This window comes from Streptomyces scabiei 87.22 (genome assembly GCF_000091305.1).
GTDB lineage: Bacteria > Actinomycetota > Actinomycetes > Streptomycetales > Streptomycetaceae > Streptomyces > Streptomyces scabiei.
This window is the reverse complement of the sequence record NC_013929.1, coordinates 4194452-4211939: the sequence shown is the minus strand read 5'-3', so window position 1 is coordinate 4211939 and position 17488 is coordinate 4194452. Positions and strand designations below refer to the sequence as shown.

The following is a 17488-nucleotide window of genomic DNA, read 5'->3' as shown; positions in this document are numbered from 1 at the left end:
GCGGCCCTACCCGCTGCGTCCGGCCCACCACCGCCGTACGCCGTACGCCGCCGCCCCCACGCCCAGGACGGCGGCGCCCGCGCCCACCGACGCCGCCGGCAGCGCGAACGCCAGGACGGCGCACCCCGCCAGCCCGATCACCGGCACCACGCGCGCGAGGGGCGCCGAACCCAGCGTCCAGGCCGACGCGTTGGCGATCGCGTAGTACGCCAGGACGCCGAAGGAGGAGAACCCGATCGCCCCCCGGACGTCGACGGTGGCGGCCAGTACGGCGACCACGGCACCGACGGCCAGCTCGGCGCGGTGCGGCACCTGGAAGCGCGGGTGCACGGCGGCCAGGGCGCCCGGCAGATGCCGGTCCCGGGCCATGGCGAGGGTGGTGCGGGAGACGCCCAGGATGAGTGCCAGCAGCGACCCCAGCGCGGCCACCGCGGCCCCCGCCCGCACCACGGGCACCAGCCCCGGCACCCCGGCCGCCCGCACCGCGTCGGCCAGCGGCGCGGTGGCGTGCCCCAGCCCGCCGGAGCCCAGCACCGAGAGCACCGCGACGGCGACAGCCGCGTACACGACCAGCGCGATGCCCAGCGCGAGCGGGATCGCGCGCGGGATGGTGCGCGCCGGATCCCGCACCTCCTCGCCCAGGGTCGCGATCCGCGCGTACCCGGCGAACGCGAAGAACAGCAGCCCGGCCGCCTCCAGCACCCCGCCCACGCCCCCCGAGGCGCCGCCGCCCAGCCGTCCCGCGTCCGCCTCCCCGGAACCCAGGCACACGACCACCACGGCGGCGAGGACCGCGAGCACCACCGCCACGATCACCCGCGTCAGCCACGCCGACTTCTGGACGCCGCCGTAGTTCACCGCCGTCAGCGCCACCACGGCCGCCACCGCCACGGCGTGCGCCTGCCCCGGCCACACGTACGTCCCCACGGTGAGCGCCATCGCCGCGCACGAGGCCGTCTTGCCCACGACGAACGCCCAGCCGGCCAGATACCCCCAGAACGCGCCGAGCCGCTCACGCCCGTACACGTACGTGCCGCCCGACGCCGGGTACCGGGCCGCCAGCCGCGCCGACGACATCGCGTTGCAGTACGCCACCACGGCCGCGGCCGCGAGTCCGATCAGCAGCCCCGACCCGGCCGCACGCGCGGCGGGCCCCAGCGCGGCGAAGATCCCCGCGCCGACCATCGACCCGAGGCCGACGACCACCGCGTCCCCCACCCCGAGCGTGCGGCGCAGCTCGGCGCCCGATCCGGCCTGTGTCATGCGCCGCACCCTACTGACCACCGCAACCACCGGATGGCGCGTCGGCGTCCTCCCGGACAACAGGACGGGACGACACGGTGCCCGGCCCCCGTGTGGGGGGAAACACAGCACGGCCGGCGCAGCTGTACGGCACGAAAGGGCAGGTTCACGGCATGAGCATCATCGGCTGGATCGTTCTGGGGCTGTTGGCCGGCGCCATCGCCAAACTCCTGCTGCCGGGCCGGGACCCGGGCGGCTTCATCGGCACGACCCTCATCGGGGTCGCGGGCGCGTTCATCGGCGGCTGGATCTCCGCCCGCTGGCTGGACCGCCCGATCTCCGAGAACTTCTACGACGGTGCCACCTGGGCGGCAGCGATCGGCGGCTCCCTGGTCCTGCTGATCGCCTACCGCATCCTGTTCGGCCACTCGCGCCGCTGAGCACACCCGTCGCACGCGAACCCGGGTCCGGCCCGGGTCCGCGCGCGGACGATCACCGGTAGTTGACGAACTGCACCGCGAAGTCGAAGTCCTTGCCCTTGAGGAGGCTGATCACGACCTGCAGGTCGTCACGGCTCTTGGAGCTGACGCGCAGCTCGTCGCCCTGGACCTGGGCCTTGACGCCCTTGGGGCCCTCGTCGCGAATGATCTTCGCCACCTTCTTGGCGTTCTCCTGGGAGATGCCCTCCTCGATCGACGCGAAGAGCTTGTACTCCTTGCCGGACAGCTGGGGCTCACCCGCGTCCAGCGACTTCAGGGAGATCCCGCGCTTGATCAGCTTGGACTGGAAGACGTCGAGGATGGCCTTGACCCGGTCCTCGGAGTTCGCCTCCATCAGGATCTTCTCGCCGGACCACGAGATCGAGGCGCCGACGCCCTTGAAGTCGTAGCGCTGCGAGATCTCCTTGGCGGCCTGGTTGAGGGCGTTGTCGACCTCCTGCCGCTCGACCTTCGAGACGATGTCGAAACTGGAGTCGGCCATGTCCTGTGGCTCCTTGAAATCGAGGTGTCGGGGGGCGACAAGCCTAGCCACCCCGGCCGCCGCGAGTACTGATCAATCAGGTGGCGGAGCACCCCCGGGCATCAGGTATCGTTTACGTCGTTGCCACAGAGCACCGCCGAAAAGCGGTTCGAAGGGCAGCAATCCCAGGCGGTGTGCCCGAGTGGCCAATGGGAACGGACTGTAAATCCGTCGGCTATGCCTACCCAGGTTCGAATCCTGGCGCCGCCACGTGGAGGGAAGCCCCTCCGGACTGTGCAAGCAGTCCGGAGGGGCTTCTTCGTGTGCGTGGGTGTTCCGGGAGTGTCAGTACGGCCGGGCACACTGACCGCATGTCATCGCGTCGAAGGAACTGCCCCGAGTGCCGCCGTGAGATCGCCGTCGTGGCGGGGCGGTTCGCGCGGCACGATCCGCCCGGCGCGGCCGGGGACCTGGTGTCGTGTCCCGGGTCGCGCAGGCAGGCCCTGATCGGAGCGGCCCAGCCCGCGCTCGACGGATACGTCGTGCCCGAATTCCCCGGTCAGCTGCCGCTGTTCTGAGTCCCGGGGAACACCCGCGGGTGTCTCAGTTGCCCGCCACCGACTTCACGGCCACGGACACGGGCGTCGAGCCGCTGACGAGCTCCAGGGTCAGACCGGCGGTCGCCGGGGTCTCCAGGAGTTCGGCGAGGGTGGCGGCCACGTCGTCGCGCGGGACGGGGCCGCGGCCCGTGGACGCCTCCAGGCGGACGAGGCCCGTGCCGGCGTCGTCGGTCAGCATCCCGGGGCGCAGGATCGTCCAGTCCAGCGCGTCCAGACCGCGTACGTACGCGTCGGCCTCGCCCTTGGCCCGCTGGTAGACGTCGAAGATCTCGTCGCCCTCGTGCGCCGGGTCCGCGCCCATGGACGAGACGACGAGATGACGGCGCACGCCCGCGCGTACCGCGGCGTCGGCGAACAGGACCGCGGCGCCGCGGTCGACCGTGTCCTTGCGGCCCGCCCCGCTGCCCGGTCCGGCGCCCGCCGCGAACACGGCGGCGTCCGCGCCCCGCAGATGGGCGGCGACCTCCTCGACCGACGCCGACTCCAGATCGCACAGCACCGGTTCGGCACCGGCCGCGCGCAGATCGTCCGACTGCTCGGCGCGGCGGATGATCCCCGCGACCTCGTGACCCCGTGCGGCGAGCAGTCGCTCCAGCCGCAGCGCGATCTGACCATGACCTCCGGCGATGACAATGCGCATGACTCCGACCGTACGCCCGAACGGACGCGTGCGCCGCACAACCATCCGGCCGTCCCGGGTGTCTCACCCATGTTCGCCGTGTCGGCGGACAACGGAACCACGGGGGGAAACATCACCGCCATGCGTACAGCCACGCGCAACAAGAACGTCGTACGCCGTGCCTTCACCGGTGCCGGCTGCGCGGCGGCCGTGCTCGTCACGGTGGCCGCGTGCGGCACCGTCCAGAACCTCACCGCGGGTCAGAAGGTCGACGGCGCCGTCGAACGGCTGGGCGAGCAGAAGTCGCTGGCCTTCGGGATGCGGCTCGACGCCGCCCCGAAGGACCTCACCGCGCTGATGGGCGGGGACGGCGAGGAGATGCCGCCGAAGATGACGAAGTTCCTCACCGGCCTGCGCGTCGACGTGTCGGTCACGTCGAAGAAGCCGCTGGCCGAGTCCGGTGAGAAGGACATCGCCGGAATGGGCATGAAGGTCTCCGGCCACGACGGTGTGCTCGTCGAGTACCGGGTCGTCGGCGACTACACGTACTACCGCGCCGACATGGAGGCCATGGGCGACGCGATCGGCCTTCCGTTCCCGACCGCCGACGAACTCCCCGAGAGCGAGCAGCACTTGCGGCCCGTCCTCGAAGGGGACTGGGTCAAGGTGAACAACGCCGAGCTGCGGAAGGGCACGGGGGACGGGGCCGGCTCGGGCAGCTCCGACGAGGTCGACGCCAAGACCCAGAAGAAGATGCTGGACGCCGTCCGTGGTGTCGTCGCCCGCGAGGTCGGTTTCAGGACCAGGGACAGCGGGGACGGCACCGAGGTCGTCACGGCCAAGGCCAACTTCCGCGACCTGCTCACCGGCATCGTCGACAAACTCCAGCCGCTGGAGGGCGAGCTGCCGCCGGGAGCCGAACTCCCCACGGCCAAGGACATGAAGGACGCGCCGAACAAGAACGTCGCGGTCGACTTCACCCTCAAGAACGGCGACCTGACCCGGATCGAGACCGACCTCGCCGTCCTCGCCGACGACCCCGAGGGCGCCAAGGCCCCCCTGGTGCTGACCTTCGGCAAGGCCGGTGCCATCAAGGCCCCCAAGGGCGCTTCCGAGCTCCCCCTCGACGAGTTCGGCGGCCCCTTCGGCGGCGCGCTGTTCGGCGTCTGACGCAGCAGCGTGCGAGGCGCGAGACGCGCGTGAGGAGCACAACAGCCCCCCGCGCGCGCCTCGCACGCCCGTACCCCACCCCCGCATCCGGCAACTCCCGCCCCCGCCCCCGCATTCGGCACTCCCGCCCCTCAGGACGGCTGGCCCCGCCCCTGCCGCGGCAGATCCACCGCCGCCCCCGCCCCGCCCGCCGCCGAGCCGCAGTACTCCCGTACCGCGCTGGTCCGCGCCACCACGCGCCCCCGGTGCACGACGACGCGGCTGTACCCGAGCGAGAGCACTCCCGCGAGCCGGGTGCCGCGCACCGCGAGGAGTTCGGCGGGGAAGCCGGCCTCGACGCGTACCTCGGGCAGACCCAGCCCCGCGCGCGCCACCCCGCTGACGGCGTCGTACGCCTCCTCGGGCCGCAGCCCGTACCGGGAGGCGAGCAGGAACGCGGCCTCCAGGGGGTCCCCGCGCCCGACGGGGTTCGACACGTCCCGCAGCGCCCCGCTGCCCGCCGCGACGCGCACCCCGGCCGCCCGCAGGAGCCGTACGGGGGCGGTCTCCCGGCCGTCCACGGTGCCGCAGCCGCCCTGCGGGAGACAGACGACGGTCACGCCGGCCGCCGCGAGCTGGTCGGCGGCCCGTCCGGCGGCCTGCGCCGGAAGACGGGTGAGACCGCCGCACGGGCCCAGCGTGACGCCCGGCCGCAGCCCCCCCGCCATGGCCGTGAGCCGGGCGAGGCGGGCCGGGTCGTCGCCGTCGGTGTGCAGGTCGACCGGGCAGCCGTGCTCGGAGGCGATCTCCAGGACCGCCTCCACGTACCCCGTGGGATCCGGGTCCAGGTCCGGGCAGCCGCCGACCACCGAGGCGCCCATCTTCACCGCGTCCCGCAGGATCGCGAGCCCGTCCGCGCCGGCCACCCCGGTCAGCACCCGGGGCATCGCCACCGTCGTCAGTTCCGCGAGCCCGCGCAGGGTCTGCCGCGCCCGGAGCACCGCCGCCAGCGCCTCCAGACCCTGGACGTCGCCCACGTGCACGTGCGAGCGGACGGCCGTGGCGCCGTGCCCGAGCTGCAGCAGCGCGGCCTCGGTGGCCCGGCGCTGGACGTCGTGGCCGTCGTGGGGGACCGGGCCCTCGACGTCGGCCGACAGGGCCGTGTCGCCGTGGGCGTGCGGCTCCGCGGGGGCCGGCAGGAGCAGATGGCCGCCGAGGTCCACCCGGGTGGCGGGTGTCCCGGACGCGGCGGGTCCCGCGCCCAGGCTGCCCGCCGTGCCGACCGCCTCGATCCGCCCGCCGCCCAGTCGTACGTCCACCACCCGGCCGTCGGTCAGCCGCGCCCCGCACAGCAGCAGGGAGCCTGCCTCGTCCGGGCCGGACGGCGGGCCGGAGGAGGAGGGGGACGGCTGCGGCTGGCTGTCGGGCATCGCACTCCCCGGGGGACACAAGATCACGCAGAGTGAGTCGAGCCTAGGCGGGCGGCACCTCCCCGTCGCGGAGGAGCGCAATAGTCGTACCGGTGTGCCTCTCCTGCCGGAGGAGCGCCGCGAAGCGCCGGGGCGGCCCGGTACCGACGGGGCGCGTGGGGCCCGCGTGGCCTGGGTGAACGGCACGGGAGCGGCACGGCCGACCGTTCCGGACTACGGCCGGAGCGCCGCCGGACGGCCCATGGATGCGGGCCCGGAAACGGATTTGGGCGATCGGCGGTGGGGCGTGTAATGTCTTCATCGCTCGCCCCAATAGCTCAGTCGGCAGAGCGTCTCCATGGTAAGGAGAAGGTCTACGGTTCGATTCCGTATTGGGGCTCTGGTGTGAAGGGTTCCCGTCGCAAGGCGGGAACTGATCGCATCAAAGCGGTGTAGCTCAGTCGGTAGAGCAAGCGGCTCATAATCGCTGTGTCACCGGTTCAAGTCCGGTCACCGCTACTGACGGTAGCCGATTGCGGGGTCGGTCCTTCGATCGGCTACTCTTTTATGCGTTAAACCCTGTCCCATCCGTTCGTCAAGGAGCACTCACGTGGCTGCCACCGACGTCCGCCCGAAGATCACGCTGGCCTGCGTGGAGTGCAAGGAGCGGAACTACATCACCAAGAAGAACCGGCGTAACAACCCGGACCGACTGGAGATGAAGAAGCACTGCCCGCGTTGCAACGCGCACACCGCGCACCGCGAGACGCGATAAATCAGGCTCGTACGCGAGGCCGTCCCCGAGAGATCGGGGGCGGCCTCGCGTCGTTGCACGACCCGTACCGGTCAGTACCGCCGTACCAGCCGTATCAGGGCCGCGTACCGTCCGCCCTGTCCGCCGAGCAACCAGGAGGTGCCGAGCCGATGGCGCTCGACCAGTCCTTCGTGGGGCGTTCCTACCCGCCCACCGACCCCTACGAGGTCGGCCGGGAAAAGATCCGCGAGTTCGCTGAGGCCGTGGGGGACACCAACCCCGTCTACACCGACCCGGAGGCCGCCAAGGCGCTCGGGTACGCCGATGTGATCGCCCCGCCGACCTTCGTGTTCTCGATCACCTTCAAGGCGGCCGGACAGGTCGTCCAGGACCCCCAGCTGGGCCTCGACTACAGCCGGGTGGTGCACGGCGACCAGAAGTTCGCCCACCGGCGCCCGGTGCGTGCCGGCGACCGCCTCACGGTCACCTCGACCATCGAGGCGATCAAGTCCATGGCGGGCAACGACATCCTGGACATCCGCGGCGAGGTCCACGACGAGTCCGGCGAACACGTCGTGACCGCCTGGACCAAGCTCGTGGCCCGCGCGGCCGAGGGGGCGTGAGGATCCGATGACCGCCAAGATCTCCTACGACGACGTCGAGGTCGGCACCGAACTGCCGGCGCAGACCTTCGGCGTGACCCGCGCCGCCCTGGTCCGGTACGCGGGCGCCTCCGGCGACTTCAACCCGATCCACTGGAACGAGCGGTTCGCCAAGGAGGTGGGCCTCCCGGACGTCATCGCGCACGGCATGTTCACCATGGCCGAGGCGATCCGTGTCGTCACCGACTGGACCGGCGACCCGGGCGCGGTCGTCGAGTACGGCGTCCGCTTCACCAAGCCGGTCGTCGTCCCCGACGACGACGAGGGCGCGAGCATCGAGGTCAGCGCCAAGATCGGCGCCAAGCTCGACGACAACACCGTCCGCGTCGACCTCACGGCCATGAGCGCCGGGCAGAAGGTCCTCGGCATGTCCCGGGCGGTCGTACGTCTGGCCTGACCGCCCACGCGGCATGGCCGCACCCCACGGTCCCCCGCCCCTCCCGGGTGCGGGGGTCTCGTATTCTTGAGCCCGTGCAGGAACTCCACGACGCCCCCCTCGCCCCGCTGACCACCTTCCGGCTGGGCGGGCCCGCGCGCCGGCTGATCACCGCGACCACCGACGACGAGGTGATCGCCGCCGTCCGCGAGGCCGACGACACCGGTACGCCGCTGCTCCTCATCGGAGGCGGTTCCAACCTGGTGATCGGGGACCAGGGCTTCGCCGGGACCGCGCTGGTCGTCGCCACGAAGGGCTTCGCGCTCGACGGGACACGACTGGAACTGGCCGCCGGCGAGGTGTGGACCGACGCGGTCGCCCGGACCGTCGAGGCCGGACTCGCCGGCATCGAGTGCCTGGCCGGCATCCCCGGCTCCGCCGGCGCCACTCCGATCCAGAACGTCGGGGCTTACGGCCAGGAAGTCGCCTCCACCGTCACCGAGGTCGTCGCCTACGACCGCCGCACCCGCGAGACGGTCACCGTCCCGAACACCGCGTGCGCCTTCTCGTACCGCCACAGCCGCTTCAAGGACGAGCCCGAGCGGTACGTCGTCCTGCGGGTCCGGTTCGAACTGGAGGACGCCGGCGGCCTGTCGGGGCCGGTCAAGTACGCCGAGACGGCCCGCACGCTCGGCGTCGAGCCCGGCGACCGGGTGCCCCTGGCCCGGGCCCGCGAGACCGTGCTGAAGCTGCGCGCCGGGAAGGGCATGGTCCTCGACCCCGAGGACCACGACACCTGGTCCGCCGGATCGTTCTTCACCAACCCGATCCTCGCCGACGAGGAGTTCGCCGCGTTCCACGCGCGCGTGCGGGAGCGGCTCGGTGCGGACGTCACCCCGCCCGCGTACGCCGCGGGCGACGGCCACACCAAGACCTCCGCCGCCTGGCTGATCGACAAGGCGGGCTTCACCAAGGGGTACGGCACCGGCCCCGCCCGGATCTCCACCAAGCACACCCTGGCCCTCACCAACCGGGGCGCGGCCACCACCGAGGACCTGCTGGCGCTGGCCCGCGAGGTCGTGGCCGGAGTCCGGGACGCCTTCGGCATCACCCTGGTCAACGAGCCGGTGACGGTCGGCGTCAGCCTCTGACCGGAACCGCTAGACCGCCACGGGACCGGCCAGCCAGTCGTCCACCCCGGACAGCAGCTTCGCCCGCTCGGCCTCCGGCGCCGCCGACGCCCGGATCGACTGCCGGGCCAGCTCCGCCAGTTCCGCGTCCGTGAAACCGTGGTGGTGCCGGGCGATCTCGTACTGGGCCGCGAGACGGGAGCCGAACAGCAGCGGGTCGTCCGCGCCGAGCGCCATCGGCACCCCGGCCTCGAACAGAGTGCGCAGGGGGACGTCCTGCGGCTTCTCGTAGACACCGAGCGCCACGTTCGAGGCGGGGCAGACCTCGCACGTCACGCCCCGGTCCGCGAGCCGCTTCAGCAGCCGCGGGTCCTCCGCCGCGCGCACGCCGTGCCCGATCCGCGAGGCGTGCAGATCGTCCAGACAGTCCCGCACCGAGGACGGGCCGGTCAGCTCACCGCCGTGCGGCGCCGAGAGCAGACCCCCCTCGCGCGCGATCGCGAAGGCCCGGTCGAAGTCCCTCGCCATGCCCCGGCGCTCGTCGTTGGAGAGCCCGAAGCCGACCACGCCCCGGTCCGCGTACCGCACCGCCAGCCGGGCCAGCGTGCGCGCGTCCAGCGGGTGCTTCATCCGGTTCGCGGCCACCACCACCCGCATCCCGAGCCCGGTCTCCCGCACGGTGGTGTCCACCGCGTCCAGGATGACCTCCAGCGCCGGGATCAGCCCGCCCAGCCGCGGCGCGTACGACGTCGGGTCCACCTGGATCTCCAGCCAGCCCGAACCGTCCCGCACGTCCTCCTCGGCGGCCTCCCGCACCAGCCGCTGGATGTCCTCGGGCCCTCGGACGCACGAGCGCGCCGCGTCGTACAGCCGCTGGAACCGGAACCACCCCCGCTCGTCCGTGGCCCGCAGCTTCGGCGGCTCCCCGCCGGTCAGCGCCTCGGCGAGTGCCTCGGGCAGCCGCACCCCGTACTTGTCGGCCAGTTCCAGCACGGTCGTGGGCCGCATCGACCCCGTGAAGTGCAGATGCAGATGGGCCTTGGGCAGTTCAGAGAGATCACGTACACGCTCCATCGCCCGATCCTGCCGCACGCCCCCGCCGTCCCGGTAGCGGAATCCCCGAACGTGGTCCGGCTCGCACGAACGACAGGGGGCCGCCCACCGGAATCGGTGGACGGCCCCCGGCGGCACATCTCAGTCCCGGGCCTCCGCCAGGAGCTTCTGGATGCGGGAGACACCCTCGACGAGATCCTCGTCACCCAGGGCGTACGACAGCCGCAGATAGCCGGGGGTGCCGAAGGCCTCGCCCGGGACGACCGCCACCTCGGCCTCCTCCAGGATCAGCGCGGCCAGTTCGACGGTGTCCTGCGGGCGCCTGCCCCGGATCTCCTTGCCGACCAGGTCCTTCACCGAGGGGTAGGCGTAGAACGCGCCCTCGGGCTCCGGGCAGAACACGCCGTCGATCTCGTTGAGCATCCGCACGATCGTCCGGCGGCGGCGGTCGAACGCCAGCTTCATCTCCTCGACGGCCGCCAGGTCGCCGGAGACGGCGGCCAGCGCGGCGACCTGGGCCACGTTGGAGACGTTCGACGTGGCGTGCGACTGCAGGTTGGTCGCGGCCTTCACGACGTCCTTCGGCCCGATGACCCAGCCCACGCGCCAGCCCGTCATCGCGTACGTCTTCGCGACACCGTTGACGACGATGGTCCGGTCGGCCAGCTCGGGCACGACCACCGGCAGCGAGTGGAACTCCGCGTCTCCGTAGACCAGGTGCTCGTAGATCTCGTCGGTCAGGACCCACAGGCCCTTCTCGGCGGCCCAGCGGCCGATCTCCTCGATCTGCGCGCGGGTGTAGACCGCGCCGGTCGGGTTGGAGGGGGAGACGAACAGCAGCACCTTCGTGTTCTCGGTGCGGGCCGCCTCCAGCTGTTCCACGGAGACCCGGTAGCCGGTGGTCTCGTCGGCGACCACGTCGACGGGGACACCGCCGGCGAGACGGATCGACTCCGGGTACGTCGTCCAGTACGGCGCGGGGACGATGACCTCGTCGCCCGGGTCGAGGATCGCCGCGAAGGCCTCGTAGATGGCCTGCTTGCCGCCGTTGGTCACGAGGACCTGCGAGGCGTCGACCTCGTAACCGGAGTCGCGCAGGGTCTTCGCGGCGATCGCCGCCTTCAGCTCGGGCAGACCGCCGGCCGGCGTGTACCGGTGGTACTTCGGGTTCTTGCAGGCCTCGACGGCGGCCTCGACGATGTAGTCGGGGGTCGGGAAGTCGGGCTCGCCGGCGCCGAAGCCGATCACCGGACGCCCGGCGGCCTTGAGGGCCTTGGCCTTGGCGTCCACGGCGAGGGTGGCGGACTCGGAGATCGCGCCGATGCGCGCGGAGACCCGGCGCTCGGTGGGAGGGGTTGCAGCGCTCATGGGCCCCATCGTTCCAGACCGGAAACGCGCCGCACACGCGGGTTTCACAGACTGAACAGCGACGGAACAACCGTCCGTATCCGCGGCCGGAAACGGTCGATCTTCGACGGACAACGCCCCTACGGACGCTTTCTGTTCGACGACAGCCCTCGGACCACGTATGCTCTGTCCTCGTTGGTCTTCACCGGCCGCGCCCGTCAGGTGCACACCGTGCACTCGCTCGGATGCGGTACGTTGGTGGAGAACCACAAAGGGTCGTAGCTCAATTGGTAGAGCACTGGTCTCCAAAACCAGCGGTTGGGGGTTCAAGTCCCTCCGGCCCTGCTACACACTCCTCACGCCAGGATGTGTGCGCATGTACGTACAGCAATGTTCCGCCGTGCGGCTCAGACCGGGCGCGGCACGGCCACGACCCGGACCGGAATCAGGTGAGGATGAATGACGGACGCCGTGGGCTCCATCGACACGCCTGATGCCCAGGACGAGGTGCCCGAGGACAAGAAGAAGACCCGCAAGGGCGGCAAGCGTGCCAAGAAGGGCCCGCTGAAGCGCCTCGCGGTCTTCTATCGCCAGATCATCGCGGAGCTGCGGAAGGTCGTCTGGCCGACCCGCGCCCAGCTGACGACGTACACCTCTGTGGTCATCGTCTTCGTCGTCATCATGATCGGCCTTGTCACTGTGATTGACTTCGGCCTAGACAAGGCCGCCAAGTACGTCTTCGGCGGCTGAGCCGAAAGCGAAGGGCGCCGCGACTTGGCGCCCCTTTTCGCATGTTCCACCCCCATGATCCAGGAAGAAGCAGCCACGTGTCTGACCCGAACCTGAAGGACGCCATGGAGCCTCGCGGTGAAGGTGCCGAGTCCGTGGATGACGAACTCGACATCGTCGAGGGAGCGGACTCCGAGGACGGCGTCGACGAGTTCGAGACTGCCGAGGCCGAGGCGGGGGAGCCGGCCGAGGAAGAGGCCGTGCACGACGAGGACGACACCGACGTCGAGGACTCCGACGGCTCCGACTCCGAGGACGAGGACGCCGAAGAGGCTGAAGAGGCCGTCGAGGAGGAGACCGAGCCGGTCGACCCCGTCGAGGCCCTGCGTGAGGAACTGCGGACCCTGCCGGGTGAGTGGTACGTCATCCACACGTACGCCGGTTACGAGAACCGCGTGAAGACCAACCTCGAACAGCGTGCCGTCTCGCTGAACGTCGAGGACTTCATCTTCCAGGCCGAGGTGCCGCAGGAAGAGGTCGCGCAGATCAAGAACGGCGAGCGCAAGACGATCCGCCAGAACAAGCTGCCCGGCTACGTCCTCGTCCGCATGGACCTGACGAACGAGTCCTGGGGCGTCGTCCGCAACACCCCCGGCGTCACCGGCTTCGTGGGCAACGCCTACGACCCGTACCCGCTGACCCTGGACGAGATCGTCAAGATGCTCGCCCCGGAGGCCGAGGAGAAGGCCGCCCGCGAGGCCGCCGAGGCCGAGGGCAAGCCGGCTCCCGCCCGCAAGGTCGAGGTCCAGGTGCTGGACTTCGAGGTCGGCGACTCGGTCACGGTCACGGACGGCCCGTTCGCCACGCTGCAGGCGACCATCAACGAGATCAACGCGGACTCGAAGAAGGTCAAGGGCCTCGTGGAGATCTTCGGCCGCGAGACGCCGGTCGAGCTGTCGTTCGACCAGATCCAGAAGAACTAGCCGGTCACCGGCTCCTTCTGGACCATCGCTTCCGACCAGGTCGGACGGGCTGTCAAAAGCTCGTCTGACCTGCTCGGTTTTTGGCCGCACATCCATACCCGTTATCGTTGTGCGGTATGCCTTCATCCGGGACGCGACCTGGACGAAGGCGCACTCGAATCGAAAGGACCCGGAGAGCAATGCCTCCCAAGAAGAAGAAGGTCACGGGGCTCATCAAGCTCCAGATCAACGCCGGTGCGGCGAACCCCGCCCCGCCGGTCGGCCCCGCGCTCGGTCAGCACGGCGTCAACATCATGGAGTTCTGCAAGGCCTACAACGCCGCGACCGAGTCGCAGCGTGGCTGGGTGATCCCGGTGGAGATCACGGTCTACGAGGACCGTTCCTTCACCTTCGTCACCAAGACGCCGCCGGCCGCGAAGATGATCCTCAAGGCCGCGGGTGTCGAGAAGGGCTCCGGCGAGCCGCACAAGACCAAGGTCGCCAAGATCACCGAGGCGCAGGTCCGTGAGATCGCCACGACCAAGCTCCCCGACCTCAACGCCAACGACCTGGACGCCGCGTCCAAGATCATCGCCGGCACCGCCCGTTCCATGGGCATCACGGTCGAGGGCTGAGTTCCCCCTTCGTAGAACCTCGCGGCAGCCGTCGACGGCGGCCGCGCGTGGCAGGGCCTGCTCGGCCCGTACCACGACTCCTTTTCAAGAACACACAGGAGCAGTTGTGAGCAAGCGCAGCAAGGCTCTCCGCGCTGCGGACGCCAAGGTCGACCGGGACAAGCTCTACGCCCCGCTCGAGGCCGTCCGTCTCGCCAAGGAGACCTCCACGTCCAAGTTCGACGGCACCGTCGAGGTCGCCTTCCGTCTGGGTGTCGACCCGCGCAAGGCCGACCAGATGGTCCGTGGCACCGTGAACCTCCCGCACGGCACCGGTAAGACCGCCCGGGTCCTGGTCTTCGCGACCGGTGACCGTGCCGAGGCCGCGACCGCCGCCGGCGCCGACATCGTCGGCTCCGACGAACTGATCGACGAGGTGGCGAAGGGCCGTCTGGACTTCGACGCCGTCGTCGCCACCCCGGACCTCATGGGCAAGGTCGGCCGCCTCGGCCGCGTGCTCGGTCCCCGTGGTCTCATGCCGAACCCCAAGACCGGCACCGTGACCCCGGACGTCGTGAAGGCCGTCAACGACATCAAGGGCGGCAAGATCGAGTTCCGAGTCGACAAGCACTCGAACCTGCACTTCATCATCGGCAAGACGTCGTTCGACGACACCAAGCTGGTGGAGAACTACGCCGCGGCGCTGGAGGAGATCCTCCGTCTGAAGCCGTCGGCCGCCAAGGGCCGCTACATCAAGAAGGCCGCCCTCAGCACCACGATCGGCCCCGGCATCCCGATCGACTCCAACCGCACCCGCAACCTCCTCGTCGAGGAGGACCCGGCCGCCGTCTGAGCCTGACGCTCACGGCAGCCGCGTCGCGGTCGCACAGCCCTGGCACGAGCCCCGCAGCCTTTCGAGGCCGCGGGGCTCGTGTCGTTCGCCCGTGTGCCCGTACGGCTGTCCGCACATCCGTCCGCCGCGTCCGCACGGGAGTCGTAAAGCGCACGACAGCCGTCGTCCGGCGGCGCTAGTGTCCCTGCCGTCCCACACGGGTGGGGCGTGAGGTTCCAGGGGGACAGATGAGGTTGGCCGGGCACGGCTCCGTACGTCGTCACAGAGCCGTCGGCATCGCCGTCGTGGCCGCACTGCTGGGCGGTGCCACCGCCTGCGGCGCGGAGCCGGGGGCGGAGACCGGGACGAAGCCGAAGACGTCGGCGGAGGCCGGGGCGAAGCCCACGACGCCCGCTGAGGCCGTGGCCCGGGCCGCGGAGCGGACGACGGACATCGCGTCGCTGCGCTACCGGGTGACCGGGACCCTGCCGGAGCACGGGAAGATACGGGCGGAGGCCGCGATGACCGCGCGGCCGACCGCCATGCGCATGGACCTGACCGGGTGGGGCCCGAGCGAGGACAAGCCCATTTCGGTGCGGTTCGCCGACGGGGTGATCTACGCCGAGGGGGACGCTGCCGCCATCGGCGCCCCGGCGGACAAGAAGTGGTTCAGCGCCGGGCCGGCCGTGTGGGGACGCGGCGCGGCGGACAACAACACGTACCGCGTCCTGCCCGCTCCGCTGGAGGCGAGCCCGCTCGCGCAGTCCACGCTTCTCACCGGCGCGAAGAAGGTCAGTGAGGTCGGTGCCGGGACGGTCGAGGGCGGCGGGACCACGCACTACCGGGGCACGGTCACCTGGAAGAGCCTCCGGGCGGCCCAGACGGCCGCCCGGGACAAGGCGACCCGGGAGCTGCGGACGAGCAGTCTGGACCAGTTCATGATGCTGGGCATCGAGAAGACGCTCACCGTGGACCTGTGGGTCGGCGAGGACGGCCGGGCCGAGCGGTACCGGCTCCGGGGCGAGACCCACGCCCTGAAGGAGGGGCGCATGGTCGACGGGGGCCCGCTCGACCTGACCGTCACCCTCCTGGACGTAGGCCGGCCGGTGACCGTCGAGACCCCGCCGGCCGAGGACACGGTCGACCTCGCCGAGCGGGTGGACGGGGCCACGGAGGGCTGAGCGGGGGCCTTGGGGGGCGGATTTGCCCGACGGGGACACGGTCCCGTACTCTTCCGAGGAAGCCAAAGACCGCTGGTCGTTGCCGTGTGCTCGTGAGAGGGCGCGGTGGCCGAAGGATCCGCTGAACCGCGGACGACCCGCGCAGGTGACTGTGGAAGTTGCTCCTGGTCCGGTTCCGTCTCGTACGGGATTCGTCCGGTCGAGTCACGCCCCGTGCGCCTGCGCCGGGGCGTTTCGTTTTCCTCAGCCCCTTCTGAGCGGTCCTCATCACCCGGAAGGAGGCCGACGCTCTATGGCAAGGCCCGACAAGGCTGCCGCGGTGGCCGAGCTCACGGAGCAGTTCCGTAGCTCGAACGCCGCCGTGCTGACCGAGTACCGGGGTCTCTCCGTGGCGCAGCTCAAGACGCTGCGTCGTTCGCTCGGTGAAGACGCCCAGTACGCCGTGGTGAAGAACACGCTGACCAAGATTGCGGCCAACGAGGCCGGGATCTCGACGCTCGACGACCTGTTCAACGGTCCGACGGCGGTCGCCTTCATCACCGGTGACCCGGTGACGTCGGCGAAGGGTCTTCGTGACTTCGCCAAGGACAACCCGAACCTCGTCATCAAGGGCGGTGTCCTTGACGGCAAGGCGCTGTCCGCCGACGAGATCAAGAAGCTCGCGGACCTCGAGTCCCGCGAGGTTCTGCTCTCCAAGCTGGCGGGTGCCTTCAAGGGCAAGCAGTCCCAGGCTGCGCAGCTCTTCCAGGCGCTTCCCTCGAAGCTCGTCCGCACCGTGGACGCGCTCCGTGCCAAGCAAGAAGAGCAGGGCGGTGCCGAGTAACTCGGCTCGCGAAATGACCGCCGCCTGAGGCAGTCCGCCTCGGAAATCGGTCGTAGCGGGCCGTCGTACGCCCGCCAGACATGTACATCCGGCACCTGCCGAATTAGTGGAAGGAAGCCATCGTGGCTCTCACCCAGGACGAACTGCTCGCCGAGTTCGAGGGCATGACCCTCATCCAGCTCTCCGAGTTCGTGAAGGCGTTCGAGGAGAAGTTCGACGTCACCGCCGCCGCGGCCGTCGCCGTCGCCGGCCCGGCCGGGCCGGCCGCCGCCGCCGAGGCTGTCGAGGAGCAGGACGAGTTCGACGTCGTCCTCACCGGCGCCGGCGAGAAGAAGATCCAGGTCATCAAGGTCGTGCGTGAGCTGACCTCGCTGGGCCTGAAGGAGGCCAAGGACCTCGTGGACGGCGCCCCGAAGCCCGTTCTCGAGAAGGTCGCCAAGGAGGCCGCCGAGAAGGCTGCCGAGTCCCTCAAGGCCGCCGGCGCCTCCGTCGAGGTCAAGTAAGGCCTCGCTGGTCCGCCAGCTCTCCTGGATCCGCGAGGATCCGTGCGGGGCGGTTTCGAGACAAGCCTAGAAAACTTGTTCGAGGCTGTAACGCGAACGTACCGAAGGGCGATCACCCAACTGGGTGGTCGCCTTTCGGCGTTCCGGAACGTCGGCGGATGGCTGCCTTGCACTGTCGGTGGCGGCGAGTATGGTGATCTTCGTCGTGCCTCCGACACCCCAGGTGGCGAGCCGCGAGTGACGATCGCGGCACCGGGGTCGGGCATGAGGGGCCTTGACGAACGGCACGCGGCGCGCAATTCTCAGGACGCGTCGTCACACCGATCCGAACTCCGAGGCATGGATCGACGACGAAGAGGGCAGTATCAACGTGCGTTGAGGGCGTGGGCTTGCGTAGGTGTCGAGAACAACGAGGGTCTCAAAAAACCCGCACTGGACATCAGTGTGCCAAGTGGCTACACTGACCCTTTGCGCTGCCTGTTAGCTGTCCCCTGCCCGTCACCAGGGGCATGCCCTCGCTTGA

At 70.6% G+C, this 17488-nt stretch carries 20 protein-coding genes and 4 tRNA genes; 18 read left to right on the top strand and 6 right to left on the bottom strand.

The genetic code is table 11. The features are described 5' to 3' along the window. Positions 1 to 6: 6 nt before the first annotated feature. Positions 7 to 1263, bottom strand: coding sequence for an APC family permease (locus SCAB_RS17755; protein WP_037725103.1), 1257 nt, complete (start codon positions 1261 to 1263; stop codon positions 7 to 9). A gap of 152 nt (positions 1264 to 1415) precedes the next feature. On the opposite strand from SCAB_RS17755, the gene SCAB_RS17750 reads away from it, so the two are divergent. Beyond that, positions 1416 to 1682 carry a GlsB/YeaQ/YmgE family stress response membrane protein gene (locus SCAB_RS17750; RefSeq protein ID WP_020113843.1) on the top strand — a complete coding sequence of 89 codons (267 nt, stop codon included), beginning with the start codon at positions 1416 to 1418 and terminating at the stop codon, positions 1680 to 1682. A gap of 52 nt (positions 1683 to 1734) precedes the next feature. Here the strand turns inward: SCAB_RS17750 and SCAB_RS17745 are convergent, their stop codons facing one another. Continuing rightward, complete coding sequence (locus SCAB_RS17745) at positions 1735 to 2223, bottom strand: YajQ family cyclic di-GMP-binding protein (protein ID WP_013001452.1); 489 nt, start codon at positions 2221 to 2223, stop codon at positions 1735 to 1737. A 167-nt stretch (positions 2224 to 2390) separates the two neighbouring features. On the opposite strand from SCAB_RS17745, the gene SCAB_RS17740 reads away from it, so the two are divergent. Together SCAB_RS17740 and SCAB_RS17735 are read left to right on the top strand one after the other, a co-directional pair. Further along, positions 2391 to 2472, top strand: a tRNA-Tyr gene (locus SCAB_RS17740). A 101-nt stretch (positions 2473 to 2573) separates the two neighbouring features. After that, positions 2574 to 2780, top strand: coding sequence for a hypothetical protein (locus SCAB_RS17735; protein WP_037725104.1), 207 nt, complete (start codon positions 2574 to 2576; stop codon positions 2778 to 2780). Between the two features lie 25 nt (positions 2781 to 2805). Here SCAB_RS17735 and SCAB_RS17730 read toward each other — a convergent pair whose 3' ends face one another. After that, the gene (locus tag SCAB_RS17730; RefSeq protein ID WP_013001450.1) at positions 2806 to 3462 is read right to left on the bottom strand and encodes an SDR family oxidoreductase; all 657 of its coding nucleotides are present in this window, start codon (positions 3460 to 3462) and stop codon (positions 2806 to 2808) included. Between the two features lie 120 nt (positions 3463 to 3582). On the opposite strand from SCAB_RS17730, the gene SCAB_RS17725 reads away from it, so the two are divergent. Then, the gene (locus SCAB_RS17725) at positions 3583 to 4611 is read left to right on the top strand and encodes a hypothetical protein (RefSeq protein ID WP_013001449.1); all 1029 of its coding nucleotides are present in this window, start codon (positions 3583 to 3585) and stop codon (positions 4609 to 4611) included. A 131-nt stretch (positions 4612 to 4742) separates the two neighbouring features. Here SCAB_RS17725 and SCAB_RS17720 read toward each other — a convergent pair whose 3' ends face one another. Then, entirely contained in the window at positions 4743 to 6020 is a 1278-nt protein-coding gene (locus SCAB_RS17720) for an amidohydrolase family protein (RefSeq protein ID WP_013001448.1), read from the bottom strand. Positions 6021 to 6326: 306 nt separating this feature from the next. On the opposite strand from SCAB_RS17720, the gene SCAB_RS17715 reads away from it, so the two are divergent. From SCAB_RS17715 to SCAB_RS17690, 6 genes are all read left to right on the top strand, one after another. Then, a tRNA-Thr gene (locus SCAB_RS17715) sits at positions 6327 to 6399 on the top strand. A 46-nt stretch (positions 6400 to 6445) separates the two neighbouring features. Continuing rightward, positions 6446 to 6518, top strand: a tRNA-Met gene (locus tag SCAB_RS17710). 91 nt (positions 6519 to 6609) lie between these two features. Further along, on the top strand, positions 6610 to 6774 hold the full coding sequence (rpmG, locus tag SCAB_RS17705) for a 50S ribosomal protein L33 (RefSeq protein WP_003948671.1): 165 nt from the start codon (positions 6610 to 6612) through the stop codon (positions 6772 to 6774). Between the two features lie 149 nt (positions 6775 to 6923). Then, the gene (locus tag SCAB_RS17700) at positions 6924 to 7376 is read left to right on the top strand and encodes a MaoC family dehydratase N-terminal domain-containing protein (RefSeq protein ID WP_013001447.1); all 453 of its coding nucleotides are present in this window, start codon (positions 6924 to 6926) and stop codon (positions 7374 to 7376) included. 7 nt (positions 7377 to 7383) lie between these two features. Next, entirely contained in the window at positions 7384 to 7812 is a 429-nt protein-coding gene (locus SCAB_RS17695) for a MaoC family dehydratase (protein WP_013001446.1), read from the top strand. Between the two features lie 74 nt (positions 7813 to 7886). Continuing rightward, positions 7887 to 8942 carry a UDP-N-acetylmuramate dehydrogenase gene (locus SCAB_RS17690; RefSeq protein ID WP_013001445.1) on the top strand — a complete coding sequence of 352 codons (1056 nt, stop codon included), beginning with the start codon at positions 7887 to 7889 and terminating at the stop codon, positions 8940 to 8942. A gap of 9 nt (positions 8943 to 8951) precedes the next feature. On the opposite strand, the gene SCAB_RS17685 is transcribed toward SCAB_RS17690, so the two are convergent. Both SCAB_RS17685 and SCAB_RS17680 read right to left on the bottom strand, forming a co-directional pair. Then, positions 8952 to 9995 (bottom strand): adenosine deaminase, encoded by a 1044-nt coding sequence (locus SCAB_RS17685; protein ID WP_013001444.1) that lies wholly within the window; start codon positions 9993 to 9995, stop codon positions 8952 to 8954. Between the two features lie 120 nt (positions 9996 to 10115). Continuing rightward, the gene (locus SCAB_RS17680) at positions 10116 to 11342 is read right to left on the bottom strand and encodes a pyridoxal phosphate-dependent aminotransferase (protein WP_013001443.1); all 1227 of its coding nucleotides are present in this window, start codon (positions 11340 to 11342) and stop codon (positions 10116 to 10118) included. Between the two features lie 251 nt (positions 11343 to 11593). Between SCAB_RS17680 and SCAB_RS17675 the strand changes: the two genes are divergently transcribed. The 8 genes from SCAB_RS17675 to rplL all read left to right on the top strand — a co-directional run bounded on the left by SCAB_RS17675 (position 11594) and on the right by rplL (position 16965). Then, positions 11594 to 11666 (top strand) — tRNA-Trp (locus SCAB_RS17675). Between the two features lie 114 nt (positions 11667 to 11780). Further along, positions 11781 to 12071, top strand: coding sequence for a preprotein translocase subunit SecE (gene secE, locus SCAB_RS17670; RefSeq protein WP_013001442.1), 291 nt, complete (start codon positions 11781 to 11783; stop codon positions 12069 to 12071). Between the two features lie 77 nt (positions 12072 to 12148). Further along, the gene (gene nusG / locus SCAB_RS17665; protein ID WP_013001441.1) at positions 12149 to 13033 is read left to right on the top strand and encodes a transcription termination/antitermination protein NusG; all 885 of its coding nucleotides are present in this window, start codon (positions 12149 to 12151) and stop codon (positions 13031 to 13033) included. Positions 13034 to 13212: 179 nt separating this feature from the next. Then, the gene (rplK, locus tag SCAB_RS17660) at positions 13213 to 13647 is read left to right on the top strand and encodes a 50S ribosomal protein L11 (protein WP_005481290.1); all 435 of its coding nucleotides are present in this window, start codon (positions 13213 to 13215) and stop codon (positions 13645 to 13647) included. A 106-nt stretch (positions 13648 to 13753) separates the two neighbouring features. Continuing rightward, on the top strand, positions 13754 to 14479 hold the full coding sequence (rplA, locus tag SCAB_RS17655) for a 50S ribosomal protein L1 (RefSeq protein ID WP_005481289.1): 726 nt from the start codon (positions 13754 to 13756) through the stop codon (positions 14477 to 14479). Between the two features lie 227 nt (positions 14480 to 14706). Beyond that, a complete protein-coding gene (locus tag SCAB_RS17650) occupies positions 14707 to 15639 on the top strand; it encodes a hypothetical protein (RefSeq protein ID WP_013001440.1) in 933 nt (310 codons plus the stop codon). A 292-nt stretch (positions 15640 to 15931) separates the two neighbouring features. Beyond that, positions 15932 to 16462: a 50S ribosomal protein L10 gene (gene rplJ / locus SCAB_RS17645; RefSeq protein WP_013001439.1), complete on the top strand. Its 531-nt coding sequence runs from the start codon at positions 15932 to 15934 to the stop codon at positions 16460 to 16462. A 119-nt stretch (positions 16463 to 16581) separates the two neighbouring features. Continuing rightward, positions 16582 to 16965 (top strand): 50S ribosomal protein L7/L12, encoded by a 384-nt coding sequence (gene rplL, locus SCAB_RS17640; protein WP_086016332.1) that lies wholly within the window; start codon positions 16582 to 16584, stop codon positions 16963 to 16965. The last annotated feature ends 523 nt before the right edge of the window (positions 16966 to 17488 follow it).

What these genes read in the sequence shown, in the direction of transcription:
- SCAB_RS17735 (WP_037725104.1), top strand. Translation starts at nt 2,574, where the DNA reads ATGTCATCGCGTCGAAGGAACTGCCCCGAGTGCCGCCGTGAGATCGCC.
- SCAB_RS17755 (WP_037725103.1), bottom strand. Translation starts at nt 1,263, where the DNA reads ATGACACAGGCCGGATCGGGCGCCGAGCTGCGCCGCACGCTCGGGGTG.
- SCAB_RS17745 (WP_013001452.1), bottom strand. Translation starts at nt 2,223, where the DNA reads ATGGCCGACTCCAGTTTCGACATCGTCTCGAAGGTCGAGCGGCAGGAG.
- rplJ (WP_013001439.1), top strand. Translation starts at nt 15,932, where the DNA reads ATGGCAAGGCCCGACAAGGCTGCCGCGGTGGCCGAGCTCACGGAGCAG.
- SCAB_RS17680 (WP_013001443.1), bottom strand. Translation starts at nt 11,342, where the DNA reads ATGAGCGCTGCAACCCCTCCCACCGAGCGCCGGGTCTCCGCGCGCATC.
- secE (WP_013001442.1), top strand. Translation starts at nt 11,781, where the DNA reads ATGACGGACGCCGTGGGCTCCATCGACACGCCTGATGCCCAGGACGAG.
- rplK (WP_005481290.1), top strand. Translation starts at nt 13,213, where the DNA reads ATGCCTCCCAAGAAGAAGAAGGTCACGGGGCTCATCAAGCTCCAGATC.
- SCAB_RS17700 (WP_013001447.1), top strand. Translation starts at nt 6,924, where the DNA reads ATGGCGCTCGACCAGTCCTTCGTGGGGCGTTCCTACCCGCCCACCGAC.
- SCAB_RS17685 (WP_013001444.1), bottom strand. Translation starts at nt 9,995, where the DNA reads ATGGAGCGTGTACGTGATCTCTCTGAACTGCCCAAGGCCCATCTGCAT.
- SCAB_RS17695 (WP_013001446.1), top strand. Translation starts at nt 7,384, where the DNA reads ATGACCGCCAAGATCTCCTACGACGACGTCGAGGTCGGCACCGAACTG.
- SCAB_RS17730 (WP_013001450.1), bottom strand. Translation starts at nt 3,462, where the DNA reads ATGCGCATTGTCATCGCCGGAGGTCATGGTCAGATCGCGCTGCGGCTG.
- SCAB_RS17750 (WP_020113843.1), top strand. Translation starts at nt 1,416, where the DNA reads ATGAGCATCATCGGCTGGATCGTTCTGGGGCTGTTGGCCGGCGCCATC.
- SCAB_RS17650 (WP_013001440.1), top strand. Translation starts at nt 14,707, where the DNA reads ATGAGGTTGGCCGGGCACGGCTCCGTACGTCGTCACAGAGCCGTCGGC.
- SCAB_RS17725 (WP_013001449.1), top strand. Translation starts at nt 3,583, where the DNA reads ATGCGTACAGCCACGCGCAACAAGAACGTCGTACGCCGTGCCTTCACC.
- SCAB_RS17720 (WP_013001448.1), bottom strand. Translation starts at nt 6,020, where the DNA reads ATGCCCGACAGCCAGCCGCAGCCGTCCCCCTCCTCCTCCGGCCCGCCG.